The sequence below is a fragment of the Xenorhabdus sp. PR6a genome (assembly GCF_028599065.1).
GTDB classification, from domain to species: domain Bacteria; phylum Pseudomonadota; class Gammaproteobacteria; order Enterobacterales; family Enterobacteriaceae; genus Xenorhabdus; species Xenorhabdus doucetiae.
Genome location: NZ_JAQRFJ010000030.1, coordinates 1 through 17,360, shown reverse-complemented (window position 1 = coordinate 17,360; position 17,360 = coordinate 1). Strand labels below are relative to the sequence as shown.

At 45.9% G+C, this 17,360-nt stretch carries 18 protein-coding genes and 1 tRNA gene; 8 read left to right on the top strand and 11 right to left on the bottom strand.

Annotated elements, in window-relative coordinates; genetic code table 11:
• Positions 1-18: 18 nt before the first annotated feature.
• Genes PSI15_RS09860 through PSI15_RS09850 form a run of 3 tightly spaced genes read right to left on the bottom strand, consistent with a single transcriptional unit; the run spans position 19 to position 3,244 of the window.
• Entirely contained in the window at positions 19-1,512 is a 1,494-nt protein-coding gene (locus tag PSI15_RS09860; RefSeq protein ID WP_273583382.1) for an aldehyde dehydrogenase family protein, read from the bottom strand.
• A gap of 15 nt (positions 1,513-1,527) precedes the next feature.
• Entirely contained in the window at positions 1,528-1,908 is a 381-nt protein-coding gene (locus PSI15_RS09855; RefSeq protein ID WP_273583381.1) for a cupin domain-containing protein, read from the bottom strand.
• Positions 1,909-1,942: 34 nt separating this feature from the next.
• Positions 1,943-3,244, bottom strand: a complete 1,302-nt coding sequence (locus PSI15_RS09850; RefSeq protein WP_273583380.1) for an NAD(P)/FAD-dependent oxidoreductase — start codon at positions 3,242-3,244, stop codon at positions 1,943-1,945.
• Positions 3,245-3,558: 314 nt separating this feature from the next.
• Between PSI15_RS09850 and uriH the strand changes: the two genes are divergently transcribed.
• Complete coding sequence (gene uriH, locus PSI15_RS09845) at positions 3,559-4,509, top strand: uridine-preferring nucleoside hydrolase UriH (RefSeq protein WP_273583379.1); 951 nt, start codon at positions 3,559-3,561, stop codon at positions 4,507-4,509.
• Between the two features lie 255 nt (positions 4,510-4,764).
• Here uriH and PSI15_RS09840 read toward each other — a convergent pair whose 3' ends face one another.
• The gene (locus PSI15_RS09840) at positions 4,765-4,935 is read right to left on the bottom strand and encodes a helix-turn-helix domain-containing protein (protein ID WP_045968559.1); all 171 of its coding nucleotides are present in this window, start codon (positions 4,933-4,935) and stop codon (positions 4,765-4,767) included.
• Between the two features lie 220 nt (positions 4,936-5,155).
• Here PSI15_RS09840 and PSI15_RS09835 point away from each other — a divergent pair, with 220 nt between their 5' ends.
• The gene (locus PSI15_RS09835; protein ID WP_045968557.1) at positions 5,156-5,368 is read left to right on the top strand and encodes a helix-turn-helix domain-containing protein; all 213 of its coding nucleotides are present in this window, start codon (positions 5,156-5,158) and stop codon (positions 5,366-5,368) included.
• A 40-nt stretch (positions 5,369-5,408) separates the two neighbouring features.
• On the opposite strand, the gene sugE is transcribed toward PSI15_RS09835, so the two are convergent.
• Together sugE and efp are read right to left on the bottom strand one after the other, a co-directional pair.
• Positions 5,409-5,723, bottom strand: a complete 315-nt coding sequence (sugE, locus tag PSI15_RS09830) for a quaternary ammonium compound efflux SMR transporter SugE (protein ID WP_045968554.1) — start codon at positions 5,721-5,723, stop codon at positions 5,409-5,411.
• Between the two features lie 207 nt (positions 5,724-5,930).
• Entirely contained in the window at positions 5,931-6,497 is a 567-nt protein-coding gene (gene efp, locus PSI15_RS09825) for an elongation factor P (protein ID WP_045968552.1), read from the bottom strand.
• Positions 6,498-6,538: 41 nt separating this feature from the next.
• Here efp and epmB point away from each other — a divergent pair, with 41 nt between their 5' ends.
• Entirely contained in the window at positions 6,539-7,567 is a 1,029-nt protein-coding gene (gene epmB / locus PSI15_RS09820) for an EF-P beta-lysylation protein EpmB (RefSeq protein WP_273583378.1), read from the top strand.
• A gap of 167 nt (positions 7,568-7,734) precedes the next feature.
• On the opposite strand, the gene PSI15_RS09815 is transcribed toward epmB, so the two are convergent.
• From PSI15_RS09815 to PSI15_RS09800, 4 genes are all read right to left on the bottom strand, one after another.
• Positions 7,735-8,076, bottom strand: a complete 342-nt coding sequence (locus PSI15_RS09815; RefSeq protein WP_273583377.1) for a DUF4156 domain-containing protein — start codon at positions 8,074-8,076, stop codon at positions 7,735-7,737.
• A gap of 104 nt (positions 8,077-8,180) precedes the next feature.
• A complete protein-coding gene (groL, locus tag PSI15_RS09810) occupies positions 8,181-9,827 on the bottom strand; it encodes a chaperonin GroEL (RefSeq protein ID WP_273583376.1) in 1,647 nt (548 codons plus the stop codon).
• A gap of 61 nt (positions 9,828-9,888) precedes the next feature.
• Positions 9,889-10,182 carry a co-chaperone GroES gene (locus PSI15_RS09805; protein WP_045968544.1) on the bottom strand — a complete coding sequence of 98 codons (294 nt, stop codon included), beginning with the start codon at positions 10,180-10,182 and terminating at the stop codon, positions 9,889-9,891.
• A gap of 176 nt (positions 10,183-10,358) precedes the next feature.
• The gene (locus PSI15_RS09800; protein ID WP_273583375.1) at positions 10,359-10,892 is read right to left on the bottom strand and encodes an FxsA family protein; all 534 of its coding nucleotides are present in this window, start codon (positions 10,890-10,892) and stop codon (positions 10,359-10,361) included.
• Positions 10,893-11,238: 346 nt separating this feature from the next.
• On the opposite strand from PSI15_RS09800, the gene aspA reads away from it, so the two are divergent.
• The 5 genes from aspA (at position 11,239) to PSI15_RS09775 (ending at position 16,839) form a co-directional block, all read left to right on the top strand.
• Positions 11,239-12,663: an aspartate ammonia-lyase gene (aspA, locus tag PSI15_RS09795; RefSeq protein ID WP_273583374.1), complete on the top strand. Its 1,425-nt coding sequence runs from the start codon at positions 11,239-11,241 to the stop codon at positions 12,661-12,663.
• Positions 12,664-12,802: 139 nt separating this feature from the next.
• Positions 12,803-14,104, top strand: coding sequence for an anaerobic C4-dicarboxylate transporter (locus PSI15_RS09790; RefSeq protein ID WP_273583373.1), 1,302 nt, complete (start codon positions 12,803-12,805; stop codon positions 14,102-14,104).
• 202 nt (positions 14,105-14,306) lie between these two features.
• Entirely contained in the window at positions 14,307-16,043 is a 1,737-nt protein-coding gene (locus tag PSI15_RS09785; protein WP_273583372.1) for a protein-disulfide reductase DsbD, read from the top strand.
• Positions 16,044-16,061: 18 nt separating this feature from the next.
• On the top strand, positions 16,062-16,634 hold the full coding sequence (dicD, locus tag PSI15_RS09780; RefSeq protein ID WP_273583371.1) for a division control transcriptional repressor DicD: 573 nt from the start codon (positions 16,062-16,064) through the stop codon (positions 16,632-16,634).
• Positions 16,635-16,763: 129 nt separating this feature from the next.
• Positions 16,764-16,839 (top strand) — tRNA-Phe (locus PSI15_RS09775).
• A gap of 330 nt (positions 16,840-17,169) precedes the next feature.
• On the opposite strand, the gene PSI15_RS09770 is transcribed toward PSI15_RS09775, so the two are convergent.
• The coding region (locus PSI15_RS09770; protein ID WP_273583370.1) for a tyrosine-type recombinase/integrase at positions 17,170-17,360 on the bottom strand (191 nt) is incomplete at its 5' end.

Here is a 17,360-nt window from a genome sequence, read left to right as displayed (position 1 = left end):
ATTTACTGTCGCATCCTGTCAATAACGCATCATGACCGATTTTAGCTCCGTGTAATGTTCAATGAAGGCACTGCCAAATTCACGCCCCATCCCTGAAGATTTACTGCCACCAAAGGGAACGGCCGGATCGAGGAAGGTATGCATGTTGATCCAAACTATGCCGGCTTCAATGCGGGGAGTCATGCGCATTGCTTTGCTCAGATTATTTGTCCATAAACTGGCAGACAAACCAAATGGCGTCGCATTCATCAGGCTAATTAACGCTTCCTCATCATCGTAACTGAGGAAAGTCCCGATTGGCCCGAAAGTCTCCTCTTTCATTAATGTGTCTTCAACACTCTTGGCTTTGATGATCGTTGGGGCGACAAAAAATCCCGGCCCTTTCAGGGCATGGCCGCCATAGACAATTTCACTGCCTTCCTGACGCGCTTTTTCAAACAGTGACAGAATCTTTTGGTAATGTGCTTTGTTAGCCAATGGCCCCATTTCCGTTGATTCATCAAGAGGAGAACCCATTTTCATTGCAGATAAGCGTTCAGAAAGTAATGCTAAAACTGCATCCATATGAACGGATGGAATATAAAAACGTTCCGCAGCCGCACAAATTTGCCCTTGATACAGATATCCCGCTTCCAATATGCCATCCACGATCTTTTCAACGGTCATATCAGACAGAAAAGCGGCTGCGTTTTTGCCGCCAAGCTCCAGCGTTGTACGCTTTAGCCCCTGTTCCAACGCCAGTTTCCCCACGCTAATGCCTGTCGGAACGGAGCCAGTAAACGTGACTTTAGCACATTGGGGATGATTAATCAGGGAAGAACCTGTGCGGGCACCTGAACCATTGACGATATTGATCACCCCATCCGGGATACCCGCTTCTTTTGCCAGTTCAGCGACCCGAAGCAGGGTTAAGGGAGTATATTCACTGGGTTTAAGCACGATCGTACAACCACAGGCCAGTGCGGCGCCCAATTTCCAGATCGCAATCATGATGGAAAAGTTCCACGGAATAATACCAACGACAACGCCAATAGGCTCACGGTAAGTAAATGCAGAATATTTTTCCCCTTTAAGCGATGGCAATGAAACGTTCAATGTCTCACCCGTGATTTTGGTCGACCATCCGGCAAAATAGCGTAAATAATCGGCGGATGCGTCCACGTCCAGCATACGGGATAATTGGATGGGTTTACCGGAGCATAAACTTTCCAGTTGTGCCAACTCCTCACCATTTTTTTGCAATAGATCAGCCAGCCGGTTCAGGCAATTTCCCCGTTCTGCCGGAGAAGTCTGTGTCCATACGCCGTGAAAAGCGGCTGATGCCGCCTGCATTGCCTGATTAATTTCGAACTCTCCGCCTTGATTAACCGTTGCCAGCGCTTCACCCGAAGCGGGATTAATGACCGAAAAAGTTTCATTTTCCTGACCAGGCACCGCGACACCATTAATATAATGACCGTGGGAACGCTGCAAAAAAGTGGTAACGGATGCCAACAAATTAATTTCACTCATCCTCTTTTCCTCTGCTTAATCAGACAATTGTCCATTAACACAAGCCATATAATGTTTGACGAAACTCTCACTGGTGATTTCCCACAAGACTTCGGTTCCCTTTGCCGCAAACCACGAGTCACCTTGCTGATATTCAACCATCACCCCGGTTTTGACATCGGTCAGTTTTACGGCCCCCTCATGCACCGTTGCCATTTCATCAAAGGGATAGATCATTTTAAATTTGCCTTGGGTGCAGGCAAAAATACCGCATGTCAGATTATCCGCTGGCTCGCCGTGGATCATGACTCCACTTGCCTGCGGATCACCTTCCACCACAATAGAACCAAGGTTGGTAACACTGCCAAACGGCATTAATTCAGGAAGTGCTTTATCTAACAGTAATGGCTTTATCATGACTTTTTCCTTTAATAGTGACTGTTCAAAAAAATTAACGACGCCCTTTCCAATAACCCGAAGTTTGGTGCCAAATCTTACCGGCTGAGAGCAGGACATTTCTCAGTCTGTCTTTCCCGATGATATTGGCGTGTGGAATCGAACTAAGTAGCGAATAGCGCTCTGAGCCTTCGCTCATCCCCTCAGCCAGAATTTTGCAAATGATGTGGCTCGGCGTTACGCCAAAACCCGAATAGCCTTGAACATAGAACACATTTTTATGATTAGGCAGAGAGCCTATTTGCGGGAACAGATTTGCGCTGCAACATAATGGTCCCCCCCATGCCAGCTCTATCTTCACCTCTTTTAAATAAGGGAAGGTTTTGAGCATGAGATTGCGGTTCCATGCTTTTAAATCAGAAGGGATATACTCAATAAAATGTGTCGCGCCGCCATATAGCAGGCGATTTTCTTTGGTCACACGGTAGTAATCGATGACAGGGCTAATATCACCATATGCCCCACGAATCGGACTAATCCTTTCAATCAAATCGTCTGACAGTTCTTCTGTCATTAATTGAAAAGCATAGGTATTGATGGTCCTTCTATAAATCGTCGGTTCAAGCCCATCCAAAAAGCCATTGCACGCCCACAACATTTTGCTGGCACGCACCGACCCCGTTGCTGTGCGTACTGTAACCCTGGGGCCATACTCTACGTCCACAACCTGACTGTTTTCAAAAATTTTGACGCCATATTCAGTGGCAGCCTTGGCTTCCCCCAACAGCAAATTGAGTGAGTGAACGTGTCCGCCGCCCATATGTTTTAATGCGCTGGTATAGCGATCTGAGCCAATGACTTTTTTAACCTCTGCGCCAGTATAAAGCTCAATTTCTTCATCAGGAGAAGCCGCACGAAATTCCGGTAGCCAACTACGCAGTGTTTTATCATGCCGTGAATTCATGCCAAGATAGGCATAGCCTTGGCAAAAGTCGGCCTGAATATCATATTTGGCAATGCGATCACGGATAATTCCCGCTCCCAAGCTGCTAATTTTAAATATGGTTTCCAGTCCTTTTGGACCCACATGGCGTTTGATCTTATCCAGATCATGGCCAATTCCCGTCATCACCTGACCACCATTACGGCCTGTACCGCCATATCCCAACGTTCGGCCTTCCAAGACAGCAATATTCGTGATGCCTTTTTCAGCCAACTCTAAGGCCGTATTGATACCAGAAAAACCGCCGCCAATGATAACGACATCAACATCCAGATCCTCTGTCAACATTGGAAAACGAAGATCATATTTTTTAGTCACTGCATAATATGTTAATGAGTCAAGATTATTATTCATGTTATACCCCATGAGCATTTGTTATTCAGGTGTATTAACAAAGCAATGAAAGAGTCAGGATATTAATAAGTTAATAAATTAATAAAAATCGCTATCCTTGCACTTCATCTCTGGTATCTATATGAATCATATGTTCTTGAAATGCTCAAACCATTTGTTGCTTTCATGTTAATCAAATCACAATTATTAAAATATTTATTAACAAATTGTTACCTGAGTATTTTCATTTTGTGACAACTTGAGGGGGAATTTTTTCTATTAGTGAATTATTCTGAGGGTAGATATTTACATATGTACCGAAAAAAGGAATAAATATGCTACCCAAGAAAATTATCCTTGACTGCGACCCTGGGCATGATGATGCCATTGCTCTCCTGCTTGCTCATGGAGATCCCAATATTGAATTGTTGGCGGTAACAACAGTGGTGGGTAATCAAACCCTGGATAAAGTCACCCAAAATGCCCTTTGCGTTGCACACATCGCCAATATTCATAACGTTCCCTTCGCCGCAGGCTGCCACCGCCCGCTTGTGCGGGAAATCAAGACGGCACCAGACATTCATGGTGAAACGGGTTTGGATGGCACCATTCTTCCTGAGCCTAACATAAGGCTGGATGCCCGCCATGCCGTTGATTTAATTATTGATGTGATTATGGAAAATCCGCCCCAAAGTGTCACATTGGTGCCCACTGCGGGGTTGACGAATATCGCTATGGCCGCACGCAAAGCGCCACAAATCGTTGAGCGTGTGAAGGAAGTCGTCTTGATGGGAGGCGGATATCATAAAGGAAACCGCAGCGCAGTGGCAGAATTCAATATCGTGATCGATCCGGAAGCGGCACACATTGTTTTTAACGAAAAATGGCTGCTGACGATGGTCGGTTTAGATCTCACTCATCAAGCGCAAGCAACCCCTGATATTATCGACGCCATCGCCCAGATTAAGACTCGTCCGGCTCAATTCGTTTTGGATGCGCTGAAATTTTATGGCGATAGGTATCGTGAGCATCAAGGCTTTGGCTATCCCCCCGTACATGATCCCTGTGCGGTGGCCTATGTGATCGATCCTGATGTTATGACGACCCAAAAAGTGCCTGTGGATATCGAGCTAACGGGAGCGTTAACCACCGGCATGACGGTGGCAGATTTCCGTTTTCCTCCCCCTGAAGATTGCCATACGCAAGTTGCGGTTAAATTAGATCACGCAAAATTCTGGCAATTAGTGATTAATGCGCTGAAAAATATTGGTGAAACAACTTACTGATTTTATTAATTTATTTTTTGGCGCTTGAAGCGGAAGGGCAGCCTCAAGGGGCGAGGAAATTTCGCTCAAACTAACCAGTTCCCCATCAACACAGCACGACATAAGATCAAAAATAATGTGACATATTGTAATACCTTGTCAGGTAAATCAGCCTGATGTTAAAGCCAAATGACAAAGAAGATGATTTTCTAGTCGCAGCTTTATTGGCTGCAACTTTGTCATTGAAAGAAAAAAGGTGAAGATATAGAGATTAGTTTAATGGGGAGGGTGTATTGTCTCAAAATCAAACAATTCATTGAGTTCAATCTGCAATCCATTTGCTATCACATTGATAATTTCCAAGGTAGGGTTTCTGACTCCACGCTCAATACCACTGACATAAGTGCGATCCAATCCACACTTATCGGCAAAAGCCTCTTGTGACATCCCAGCTTCTCTCCTGAGATACCGAATTCTTTGACCAAAAAGGGATTTGATGTTGTTCGATTTTTTCATCCGATAAGTATCGATTCATGTTACTTACCCGACCACGGACTATAAGTCACGTTTTAGCTGGAGTTATGCTAAAATGTGTGACTTATAGTCTACGGAAAAGTAATTTATGTTTATTGAAAATAAAATGGTTAGACAATCGGAGAAGTTAAGGATGGAAAAAAAAGACTGGCATTCTGCTGACATCATTGCTGAGTTGAAAAAGCGTGGGACAACACTGTCAGAAGTATCGCGGACAGCAGGGCTGGCATCATCAACGCTTGCCAATGCACTGCAACGACACTGGCCAAAAGGCGAGCGTCTTATTGCAGCAGCGCTGGGACGCTCGCCAGAAGAAATATGGCCTTCACGTTATGAAAAAAAATAATGATAAACCCAGCAACTCTGCTGGGTTTATTTATCAGCAATCAATTGGCTAACTTTAAGCCAATAATGCCTGCCACAATCAAACCGAGGCTCAATATTCGGGCAAAATTCGCAGATTCCCCCAGTACCATAATGCCGAAAATCGCTGTACCTACCGCACCAATCCCTGTCCACACGGCATAGGCCGTTCCTGCCGGCAGATTTTTCATGGCATAGGCGAGTAACCCCATGCTGACAACCATCGCGCTGATCGTCATTAAACTCGGTATCAAACGTGAAAAACCGTGGGTATATTTCAAGCCTACTGCCCACACGACTTCCAACAAACCTGCAATAAGAAGGATCAACCAAGACATGTCTTTCCCTTTATATGATGATAAGTGGGGCCGTCCCCAATAAGATGGCGTTTATCCGGGTCGTCCAGGATAACGATAAGAGATGAAATGGGATTATAGCTATCCGTTCTGATAGCCGCAATAAATGCTAGTGATCGGTAATTAGCAACAAAAAAACCGCAGCCCCTAGACGAAGGGGTTGCGATTTTTTTAAAATAACAAACGCGATTATTTCACGCGAGAAACGTATTCGTTAGAACGAGTATCAACTTTGATAACTTCGCCGATCTGTACAAACAGAGGGACTTTAACCACAGCACCGGTGCTCAACGTTGCAGGTTTACCGCCAGTACCCGCAGTGTCACCTTTCAGACCTGGATCGGTATCCACGATTTCCAGTTCAACAAAGTTTGGTGGCGTGACAGCAATAGGACGGCCGTCCCACAGTGTCAGAATACATTCTGCCTGATCGATCAGCCATTTTGCATTGTCACCAACGGCTTTCGCATCCGCAGCTAACTGCTCGAAAGTTTCGTTGTTCATGAAATGCCAGAATTCACCGTCGTTGTACAAATAAGTCAGGTTGACATCCATGACATCTGCACTTTCAACGGAATCTGTTGATTTAAATGTTTTTTCCAGCAGTTTACCAGAAATCAGTTTACGAAGACGAACACGGGCAAATGCCTGCCCTTTACCTGGTTTAACAAATTCACTGTCAAGAATAGCGCACGGCTCGCCATCTAACATGATTTTAAGACCTGAACGGAATTCATTGGTACTATAAGTAGCCATGGAGATCCTCTAATTTTTAACAAAATGGCTTAGCCAAAAAAATGGCACACATTATAACCCATATTCACCCTCCCAGAGAAGTCTGGCTAAAACAACTTGCGGATGTTATTACTGATCCCAATGAGTTGTTGCAACTATTGTCGTTAAATACGCATGCGATGCTGAAAGAAGGCAATGAAGCAAAGCGTCTGTTTCCCCTGCGTGTGCCAAGAGCGTTTGTAACACGAATGAAAAAAGGCGATCCGCGTGATCCTCTTCTATTACAAGTCCTGACTTCACGGGAAGAGTTTGTGACGTCCCCTGATTTTTCCACTGATCCGCTGGATGAACAGCGCAGTGTCGTTCCCGGACTGCTGCACAAATATCGCAATCGGGCGCTGCTATTGGTCAAAGGGGGCTGTGCGGTCAATTGTCGCTATTGTTTCCGCCGCCATTTCCCTTATGAGGACAATAAAGGCAACAAGAAAAACTGGCAGCTTGCTCTGGATTATATTGAACAACACCCTGAACTTGACGAAATTATCTTCTCTGGTGGCGATCCGTTAATGGCGAAGGATCATGAACTGGACTGGTTAATCAGTCAAATTGAATCCATTCCACACATTAAGCGGTTGCGGATACATACCCGTTTGCCGGTTGTGATCCCGGATAGAATCACGCTTTCGCTGTGTAATCGTTTAGCGCAAACCCGTTTACAGGTGATCATGGTGACCCATATCAACCATGCAAATGAAATTGATGATGCGTTTCGCGAAAGCATGATGCGGCTAAAACAAGCCAGAGTGACGCTTCTGAATCAAAGTGTAATGTTACGTGATGTCAATGATCATGCCGATGCGCTGGCAGACTTAAGCAATGCGTTATTTGATGCGGGGATCTTGCCTTATTACATTCACGTTCTGGATAAAGTTCAAGGTGCCGCCCATTTTCTTGTGGAAGATGAACAAGCGAAAGCTATCATGCGAGAGTTATTGACTAAAGTCTCCGGTTATCTGGTTCCAAGCCTGACAAGGGAAATTGGGGGAGAACCCAGCAAAACCCCTCTGGATTTAGGGCTAGCCCAAAACTAATGCTATGCCAATCACTGATTAAGCCGACGCTATATCATCGTTGAAGCTCTTCTGAATGGGCAGCGCACAGAAGCTGAATCATACGTAACTGACGTTTCGAAATATTCTTTCTGGGCGTTGCCCAAACCACTTTCTCACTAGCCCTATCGATTTTAGATCGTTAATGCTTAGGGACACTTATAAACCTGACCCACCATTTTGCTGTCGAGGGGAACAAAACTCGCCAATAATCCTGCGGACGGGCTGTTTACGCCATAAATGACATTCCCCCCCATTTCAGCCGCTTTATTGCGTAAGTCATTGCCGGCACTACGCATAGAGCTGCTCTCATTGCTAACACCATTGAGCCAGTTGGATTGTGTCCCAACCACTTCCCCTAACCGCTGGCATTCACTGCTTGGTTGCGTATCGACAAAACGCACATTGGCACCAGCAGAAGTTAATTGATGAGTTGTCGTACACCCTGCCAACAATAATACTGACGCACCAAACAAAATTTTAATCCGCATAACTTCCCTCATTAATTAACGTAAAAAGGCGAGCAGAAAAAACGGCTCGCCTTTAAAGTCTTATCCTAAGTGGATGGAAGAATCCATCAGCAGGATGAACAGCATTACATCATGCCGCCCATACCACCCATGCCGCCCATACCACCGGCTGCGCCTAAGTCAGCTTTGTCATCTTTAGGCAGGTCAGTCACCATCGCTTCAGTGGTGATCATCAGGCCAGCGATAGAAGCTGCGAATTGCAGTGCAGAACGGGTGACTTTAGTTGGGTCCAGAATACCCATGTCGATCATATCGCCGTACTGTTCCGTTGCCGCGTTATAACCGTAGTTGTCTTTACCCGCTTTCACGTTGTTGACAACCACAGATGGCTCTTCACCGGCGTTGTCTACGATCTGACGCATTGGCGCTTCCATTGCACGCAGTGCAACGCGGATACCGACGTTCTGATCTTCGTTATCACCCGTCAGGCTAGAAATAGCGCTGGCAACACGAACCAGAGCAACACCACCACCCGCAACAACACCTTCTTCTACCGCCGCACGCGTTGCGTGCAGTGCATCATCAACGCGAGCGCGTTTTTCTTTCATTTCAACTTCAGTTGCGGCACCCACTTTGATGACAGCAACACCGCCTGCCAGTTTAGCAACACGCTCTTGCAGTTTTTCACGGTCATAGTCAGAAGTTGATTCTTCGATTTGCTGACGGATTTGAGTCACACGTGCAGCAATTGCACCCTCTTCACCAACGCCATCGATGATCGTTGTGGTGTCTTTGTTGATAACGATACGTTTCGCTTGACCCAGATCTTCCAGCGTCGCTTTTTCCAGCTCCAGACCAATCTCTTCAGAGATAACCGTACCATTGGTCAGAGTCGCGATATCTTGCAGCATCGCTTTACGGCGATCACCGAAGCCCGGTGCTTTAACCGCAGCCACTTTCACGATACCACGCATGTTGTTAACAACCAGCGTTGCCAGCGCTTCGCCTTCAACATCTTCTGCAATAATAACCAAAGGTTTGCTTGCTTTAGCTACACCTTCCAGAACTGGCAACAGTTCACGGATGTTAGAAATTTTCTTATCAACCAACAGGATGTATGGGTTTTCCAGTTCAACAGAACCGGCTTCTGGTTTGTTGATGAAATAAGGAGACAGGTAACCACGGTCGAACTGCATACCTTCAACAACATCCAGCTCGTCTTCCAGGCCAGTCCCTTCTTCAACGGTGATAACACCTTCTTTGCCGACTTTGTCCATCGCTTGTGCGATCAGTTTGCCTACTGTTTCGTCGGAGTTTGCAGAGATAGTACCAACCTGCGCAATAGCAGTGGAATCAGAGCAAGGTACGGACAGTTTTTTCAGCTCGTCGACTGCTGCAACCACAGCTTTATCGATACCGCGTTTCAGATCCATTGGGTTCATGCCGGCAGCAACAGCTTTCAGACCTTCGGTGACGATAGCGTGAGCCAGCACGGTTGCTGTCGTAGTACCATCGCCCGCAGCATCGTTGGCTTTAGAGGCGACTTCTTTAACCATCTGAGCACCCATGTTTTCGAATTTGTCTTCCAATTCGATTTCACGTGCTACAGATACGCCGTCTTTAGTGATGACAGGCGCACCGAAAGATTTATCCAAAACAACGTTACGGCCTTTAGGACCCAGGGTCACTTTAACTGCATCAGCCAATACATTCACACCGCGTAGCATTTTGCTGCGAGCATCATTACCAAATTTTACGTCTTTAGCTGCCATTGTGTCTTTCCTTTAAATTCGTTCAATTATTAAGAAGATCTCAGCGTAATAAGATTCTCAATTACGCTTCAACAATTGCCAGAATGTCGCTTTCAGACATGATCAACACTTCTTTGTTATCGATCTTTTCTGTTTTCACGCCGTAACCTTCATTAAAAATGACGGTATCACCCACTTTTACGTCCAGCGCCTTCACTTCCCCACTTTCGAGGATGCGACCATTGCCGACTGCCAGAATTTTCCCACGGGTAGATTTGCCCGCAGCAGAGCCCGTCAGAACAATTCCGCCGGCGGATTTTGATTCAACTTCGGTACGCTCGACGATAACGCGGTCATGTAATGGACGAATGTTCATTGATAGATCTCCTATAAATAAAGTCCATATCAGGTAAGAGGATTGATACCAGAACCCAACAGAACCAGTACCATGAAGCTACAAATTGGGGCTTGGGATCATGACTTCAAGGGTGGGCAACAAAAAATATTTTACTTTTTTCTTACCCACGGAAATTTCAGCCAACGCAGCGGTCATCATTTCTTAGGGTGCTGACGGTCAGGTTCACCATGATTTTTTTGTTTCGCGGATTTTTGGTCATCTAATGTATAAGCGGGATCATCTTGCCGGCGCTCATATTCCCCCTCAAACGTCTGCCCATTCTGACCATGACCGCTGCCATGATGACCGGAACCATAAAACGTATTCGGGCGGTAAAGCTTAATATGAGGCAATAGCTTCGCGGTCAGGCGTTTTTGTACGGGGGGTAATAACAGCAGTAATCCGAGAAAATCGGTGAAGAAACCGGGCAGTATCAGCAAAAATCCAGCGATAACCAGAGAAACACTTTTGACCGCCTCTTCGGCAGGGCTCTCACCGGCTGCAAGTTTTTGCTGCATAGCCATAAAATTCTTGATGCCTTGATTACGCACCAGAGAGACACCAAGACAAGAGGTAAGAATCACCAACAGCAGAGTCAACAAAACCCCAACTGCCGAGGCAATTCGAACAAACAGGACAGACTCGATGTAAACCAGAAGGCAGATAAGGATAAGCGGGAGCCAACGCACGTGGTTCTCCTTTCATTCATTATTATTGAGAGTTCACCCTATGTGTAACACATAATAGGGTGTCAGATAACCCATGTGGGGATAACCGTGGTCGTTTTCAATACTTCGGATACTTAACTTTTTCCTGCCGTAATCGTGACCTTAGTCACACATATGTTATTTCATCAATAAAATAGCACTATAAAGTGATCCAGGTTCAAGGCATTTCTCACAAATCCACATATGATCGCGCCAGCAATTTCATGATAAGTATCTAATATCAGGGAAATTGTTGTCGGCAACATTATTTCTCAACAAAAACACGAATAAACAGTAAAAAACACGTATCTAATTTAAGAAGGTTCTCATGTCAAACAACATTCGTATCGAAGAAGACCTGTTAGGTAAACGAGAAGTTCCTGCTGAAGCCTACTACGGTATTCACACTCTGCGTGCGATTGAAAACTTTTATATCAGTGACCGTACTATCAATGATGTGCCCGAATTCATCCGAGGCATGGTAATGGTGAAGAAAGCCGCGGCACTGGCAAACAAAGAACTCCATACTATTTCCGGCAAAGTAGCGGATATTATTGTCAAAGCCTGTGATGAAGTCCTCAATAAAGGCAAATGTATGGATCAATTCCCTGTTGATGTCTTTCAGGGTGGCGCAGGGACCTCGCTGAACATGAATACCAATGAGGTACTGGCAAATATCGGCCTGGAATTGATGGGACATCAAAAAGGTGAATATGAGTACCTGAACCCGAATGATCACCTGAACAAAAGCCAGTCCACCAATGATGCTTATCCTACCGGCTTCCGTATTGCTGTTTATAACTCCCTGATGCACTTAATTGATTCCATTGAGTTGCTGAAAGAGGGCTTCGACAGAAAAGGCGTTGAATTCGATGATATTCTAAAAATGGGTCGTACCCAGCTACAAGATGCGGTTCCCATGACTCTGGGCCAAGAATTCCGTGCGTTTTCCGTGCTGTTGAAAGAAGAGATCAAAAACATCACCCGCACCGCAGAACTACTGTTGGAAGTGAACCTTGGCGCTACCGCTATCGGTACTGGCTTGAATACGGCACCGGGTTACCAAAAGCTGGTGGTTGAAAAATTGGCCGAAGTGACCGGTTTACCTTGCCAACCCGCAGAAGATTTGATAGAAGCCACGTCTGACTGCGGAGCTTACGTTATGGTTCACAGTGCGTTGAAGCGTCTGGCGGTCAAGATGTCCAAGATTTGTAATGACTTGCGTCTGCTCTCTTCCGGCCCTCGCGCTGGTCTGAATGAAATCAATCTGCCAGAATTACAGGCGGGTTCTTCCATTATGCCAGCGAAGGTTAACCCCGTTGTACCAGAAGTTGTTAACCAAGTTTGCTTCAAAGTCATTGGTAACGATACCTGCATCACGATGGCGGCAGAAGCGGGTCAGTTGCAGCTTAACGTGATGGAACCGGCGATTGGACAGGCGATGTTTGAATCGATGTCTATTCTGAACAATGCCTGCCGTAATCTGGTTGAAAAATGTATCAATGGCATTACGGCTAATCGAGAAGTTTGTGAAAGTTTCGTCTTCAACTCTATTGGGATCGTCACTTATCTGAACCCATTCATTGGCCATCACAATGGCGATATCGTGGGCAAGATCTGTGCTGAAACCGGCAAAAGCGTCCGTGAAGTCGTGCTTGAGCGCGGTTTACTGACCGAAGTTGAATTAGATGATATTTTCTCCGTTGAGAACCTAAAACATCCGGCTTATAAAGCAAAACGTTTTGATGACTGATTAATGATTATAATAACGAATTCGTCTTAATTATTAAGGCACGCTATTCCAACCGGAAGCGTGCCTTTTTAATTTGTAGCAAACACAAAGTATTAACCATAGATTTTCATAAAACTAAATAAATGAAGGAGTATTTAACATGTTAGCCGTAGAATTGATTATTGTTCTGCTGGCCATTTTCCTAGGGGCCCGATTAGGGGGAATAGGTATTGGTTTTGCTGGTGGGATTGGGGTTTTCGCCCTCGCCGCCATCGGTGTTAAACCGGGTAGTATTCCATTTGACGTTATCTCAATTATCATGGCGGTCATTGCTGCGATATCCGCCATGCAAGTGGCTGGCGGACTCGATTATCTCGTTCAGCAAACTGAAAAATTACTGCGCAGGAATCCCAAGTACATCACCATCCTTGCACCTATCGTCACCTATTTCCTGACACTATTTGCAGGGACGGGAAACATCTCACTGGCAACCTTGCCGGTGATTGCCGAAGTCGCCAAAGAGCAAGGCATAAAACCGTGCCGTCCGCTCTCCACTGCCGTTGTCGCGGCTCAGATCGGGATCACCGCCTCGCCTATTTCCGCGGCCGTGGTTTATATGGCGTCCATTATGGAGGGAGAGGGCATCAGCTATATCCACCTGTTGATGGTACTCCTGCCGGCAACATTCTGTGCCATTATCCTCATGTCATTCATTGTTTCATGGCTTTTTGATTCTAAACTGTCGAATGACCCGGTTTATCAAAAACGCCTTGAAGATGGCTTGATAGAAATGCGCGGTGCCAGTCAGATTCAAATCAAACCCAAAGCAAAACGCGCTGTCCTGTTGTTCCTGCTGGGGGTTGTTGGGGTTGTCATTTATGCGATTATCAATAGCCCAAGTGTCGGTCTGGTTGAAAAACCGCTGATGAACACCACCAATGCGATTTTGATCATCATGCTCAGTGTCGCCACGCTCACCACCCTGATTTGCTCCGTCGATACCGATGCCATCCTGAACTCCAGCACGTTTAAAGCAGGGATGAGTGCATGTATCTGTATTTTGGGCGTGGCATGGCTGGGAGATACGTTTGTTCAGGCCAATCTGGATTGGATCAAAGAAACAGCGGGAAGTTTGATTCATGCCCAACCGTGGCTGCTGGCGGTTATTTTCTTCTTCTGTTCAGCGCTGCTCTACTCACAAGCCGCAACCGCTAAGGCTCTGATGCCAATGGCGCTGGCACTGCATGTCACCCCATTAACGGCGATCGCGTCGTTCTCTGCGGTGTCTGGTTTGTTTATCCTGCCAACGTATCCGACACTGGTTGCCGCCGTACAGATGGATGATACCGGAACCACCCGCATCGGGCGTTTTGTTTTCAATCACCCCTTCTTTATTCCGGGCACCATCGCCGTTGCATTGGCTGTCACCTTTGGTTTCTTATTTGGTGGCATTATCTTGTAACTTTACCAAATGGTTTGACATCATTATTCAGGGGCGTACCAGCCCCTGAAATCTCTTCTTTATCCCTCTTTTCTGTCAAAAAACCCATGTTGTCTTAATATTAGACAAGTGACTTTCTGCCATGGGACTCATCGGTTATAGTGCAGGCTCTGATAAATTTCACAAATCAAACCCACGATACGGACAGGTTAAAGATTATCTTATGATGAAACGTATTCTCATGTTGTTTCTACTGTTTAGCGGTATCGCGCTGTCTGCCAGCAAAGCCAGCGCACTGTTTGAGCAACCAGGGAAAAGTCTCTACCTTCCTGCTGATCAGGCATTTATGTTTGATTTTCAGCAACAAGGAAATCAACTCACGTTGAACTGGGATATCAAACCCGGTTATTACCTCTATCGAAAACAGTTCAGTATCGTTCCCAATCAAGAAGCCTCATTGGGTGAAATTACCTATGCCAAAGGCGCAGATCATGAAGATGAGTTTTTTGGTAAGACCGAAGTCTATTTTCAATCGGCGCGGATTAATGCCTCTATCTTATCTGCGACCAATGATGGCGCTCTCCAAGTCACCTATCAAGGATGCGCAGAAGCGGGTTATTGTTATCCCCCTGAAACCTTAAACGTGCCCCTGCAAGCTGTGGTTGCTACCACTCAACCCCGTGATGAAACCGCACCATCAGCCGATTTCGTCAAGCAACAGGGAGATACGTCCTCCAATGCCCATGACGTTCCCTTTTCGCCACTCTGGGCGCTGTTGATTGGCATGGGTATCGCTTTCACCCCCTGCATCCTGCCGATGTACCCGCTGATCTCCAGCATTATTTTGGGTCAAAAACGCCCTGAAAGCCTGAAACGAATTTTTTGGCTCGCGATGAGTTATGTTCAGGGAATGGCGCTCACTTACACGCTGCTGGGTTTAGTCGTTGCGGCGGCCGGCTTACAATTTCAGGCTGCCCTGCAAAATCCTTACATTCTCGTCGGGCTGTCACTCCTGTTTATTTTGCTCGCCTTATCCATGTTTGGACTCTATAACTTACAGCTTCCCTCTTCCGCCCAGACCCGTCTGGTAGATTGGAGCAACCGGCAACAAAGCGGCTCTTACCTTGGTGTATTTATTATGGGGGCCTTAGCAGGGTTGATCGCCTCTCCCTGCACTACCGCACCGCTCAGTGCTATCTTGCTGTATATCGCCCAAAGCGGTAATACCCTGGTCGGTGGTTTGACGCTATATCTCTACGCATTGGGAATGGGCTTGCCGCTTATCGCCGTCACATTATTTGGGCACAAACTTCTGCCACGCAGTGGCCCTTGGATGCAGTACGTCAAGGAAGCCTTCGGGTTCATTATCTTGGCTTTGCCGGTCTTCCTGCTGGAACGGGTGCTTGGCGACACATGGGGCATAAGATTGTGGAGCCTATTAGCCGTATCTTTCCTGATTTGGGCATTCGCATTAACGTTAAACAGCAAAAACGGCTGGGTGCGAACTTTACAAGTCATTTTGCTGGTTTTGGCTTTCATCGCTTCACGTCCTTTACAAGATGGGATCTGGGGAGATCCTGCGGCAGAACAGCAAAAAGCCACGTTGCACTTTCAACAAGTCACTGACTGGCAACAATTAAGTCAAATTTTAGCTGAAAACCGCCATCAACCGATTATGTTGGATCTGTATGCTGACTGGTGTGTCGCCTGCAAAGAGTTTGAAAAATATACTTTCCGTGATCCACAAGTACAGGCACAATTGAGCCAATTCCTCTTGTTACAGGCAGATGTCACGGATAACACCCCAAAACAAAAAGAATTATTACAACAACTGAACGTGATGGGGCTTCCCACTCTCTTGTTTTTCGAGAAGGGTAAAGAGCTCACCGATTCGCGAGTCAATGGATTCATGGACGCTCAACGTTTTAACCGGCATGTACAACATCTACAACAAAAATAATTGGGAAGGAGAGCCACCGTGCAACGAGAATATGTGATTAACCATGTTCTGAACTTATTGGAACAACACGGCCTGTCAGCAACCCTGGAGACACTTTTAGCTTCTCTCGATATTGATACCCGCCATATCAAACACTTTTGGCCTGACCGCGAAGCCCTGCTCTACGATTGCCTGCGCTACCACAGTCAGCAAATTGAAATCTGGCAGCGCCAAATCCTGTTAGATGACACCTTAAGCCCTGAGCAAAAATTAATGGCACGCTATGATGCCCTCAAGGAAAAAGTTCAAGAACAGCGTTATCCGGGCTGTCTGTTTATTGCTGCTTGCAACGCTTTTCCTGATGTTGACCACCCCATCCACCAATTAGCAGAATTGCAAAAACAGCACTCTTTTCATTACACAGAAGAATTATTGCAACAACTTGATATTGACGACAGTCAGCAAGTCGCCAAACAGATGGAACTTATCCTTGAGGGGTGCCTCAGTAAGCTTTTAGTAAAAAGAGAGCTTGAAGATGTGATTACCGCAAAATTGCTGGCTCAAGATATTCTAACCATCGCAAAATGCCGAAAAAATGGGGCATTAAGTTAATAAAAAGCAGCTCAAGCTGAATAATTACACTAAACCGGTATAAAAACACAGCAAATAATCAATTGTCAGGGTTTTTTCGCAGAAAGTGTTTGACGGATTGAGCTGAATACGGTTTAATGCGCCCCGTTAGCCCGGATAGCTCAGTCGGTAGAGCAGGGGATTGAAAATCCCCGTGTCCTTGGTTCGATTCCGAGTCCGGGCACCAATTTTAAAACTCGTTTGTTGAAGATTTTCAATGACTTAACAGGTGAGTTAGCATTAGGGCCGTTAAGAAAATGTTAAGCAATTGGTGGTCCTATTTTGCATGTATTTGGTGTATTAACACCGCCAATCAAGAATACAGGGTGCCTGCATCAGCAAGCGCCTTTTTCTTGTTCAGGGGTAATGATTTCAGTAATTGATTCTGATGTCAAGTAAGGGGAAGGCTTCACTGGATACGGGATCAAACATTAAACGTTTTTCCTTGCTGTCTTTGACACAGGGCGGCTCATTCTCTGTAACAGATGAACGCCCTATTTTTTACGTTCCTGTATCTTTATACAGAAAGATCCAGATAAAACGCCAGCTCACTTTCCAGCGTTTTACCTGCGATGTCCATATCGATATCAATATACTCCATCGTGGTCACCAGACTACGGTGTCCAAGCAAACATCTGACCAACTGTAAATTCCGGTCCGGTGCTTTCATCAGCTCGGTCGCCAGCGTATGACGAAAACGGTGAGGGG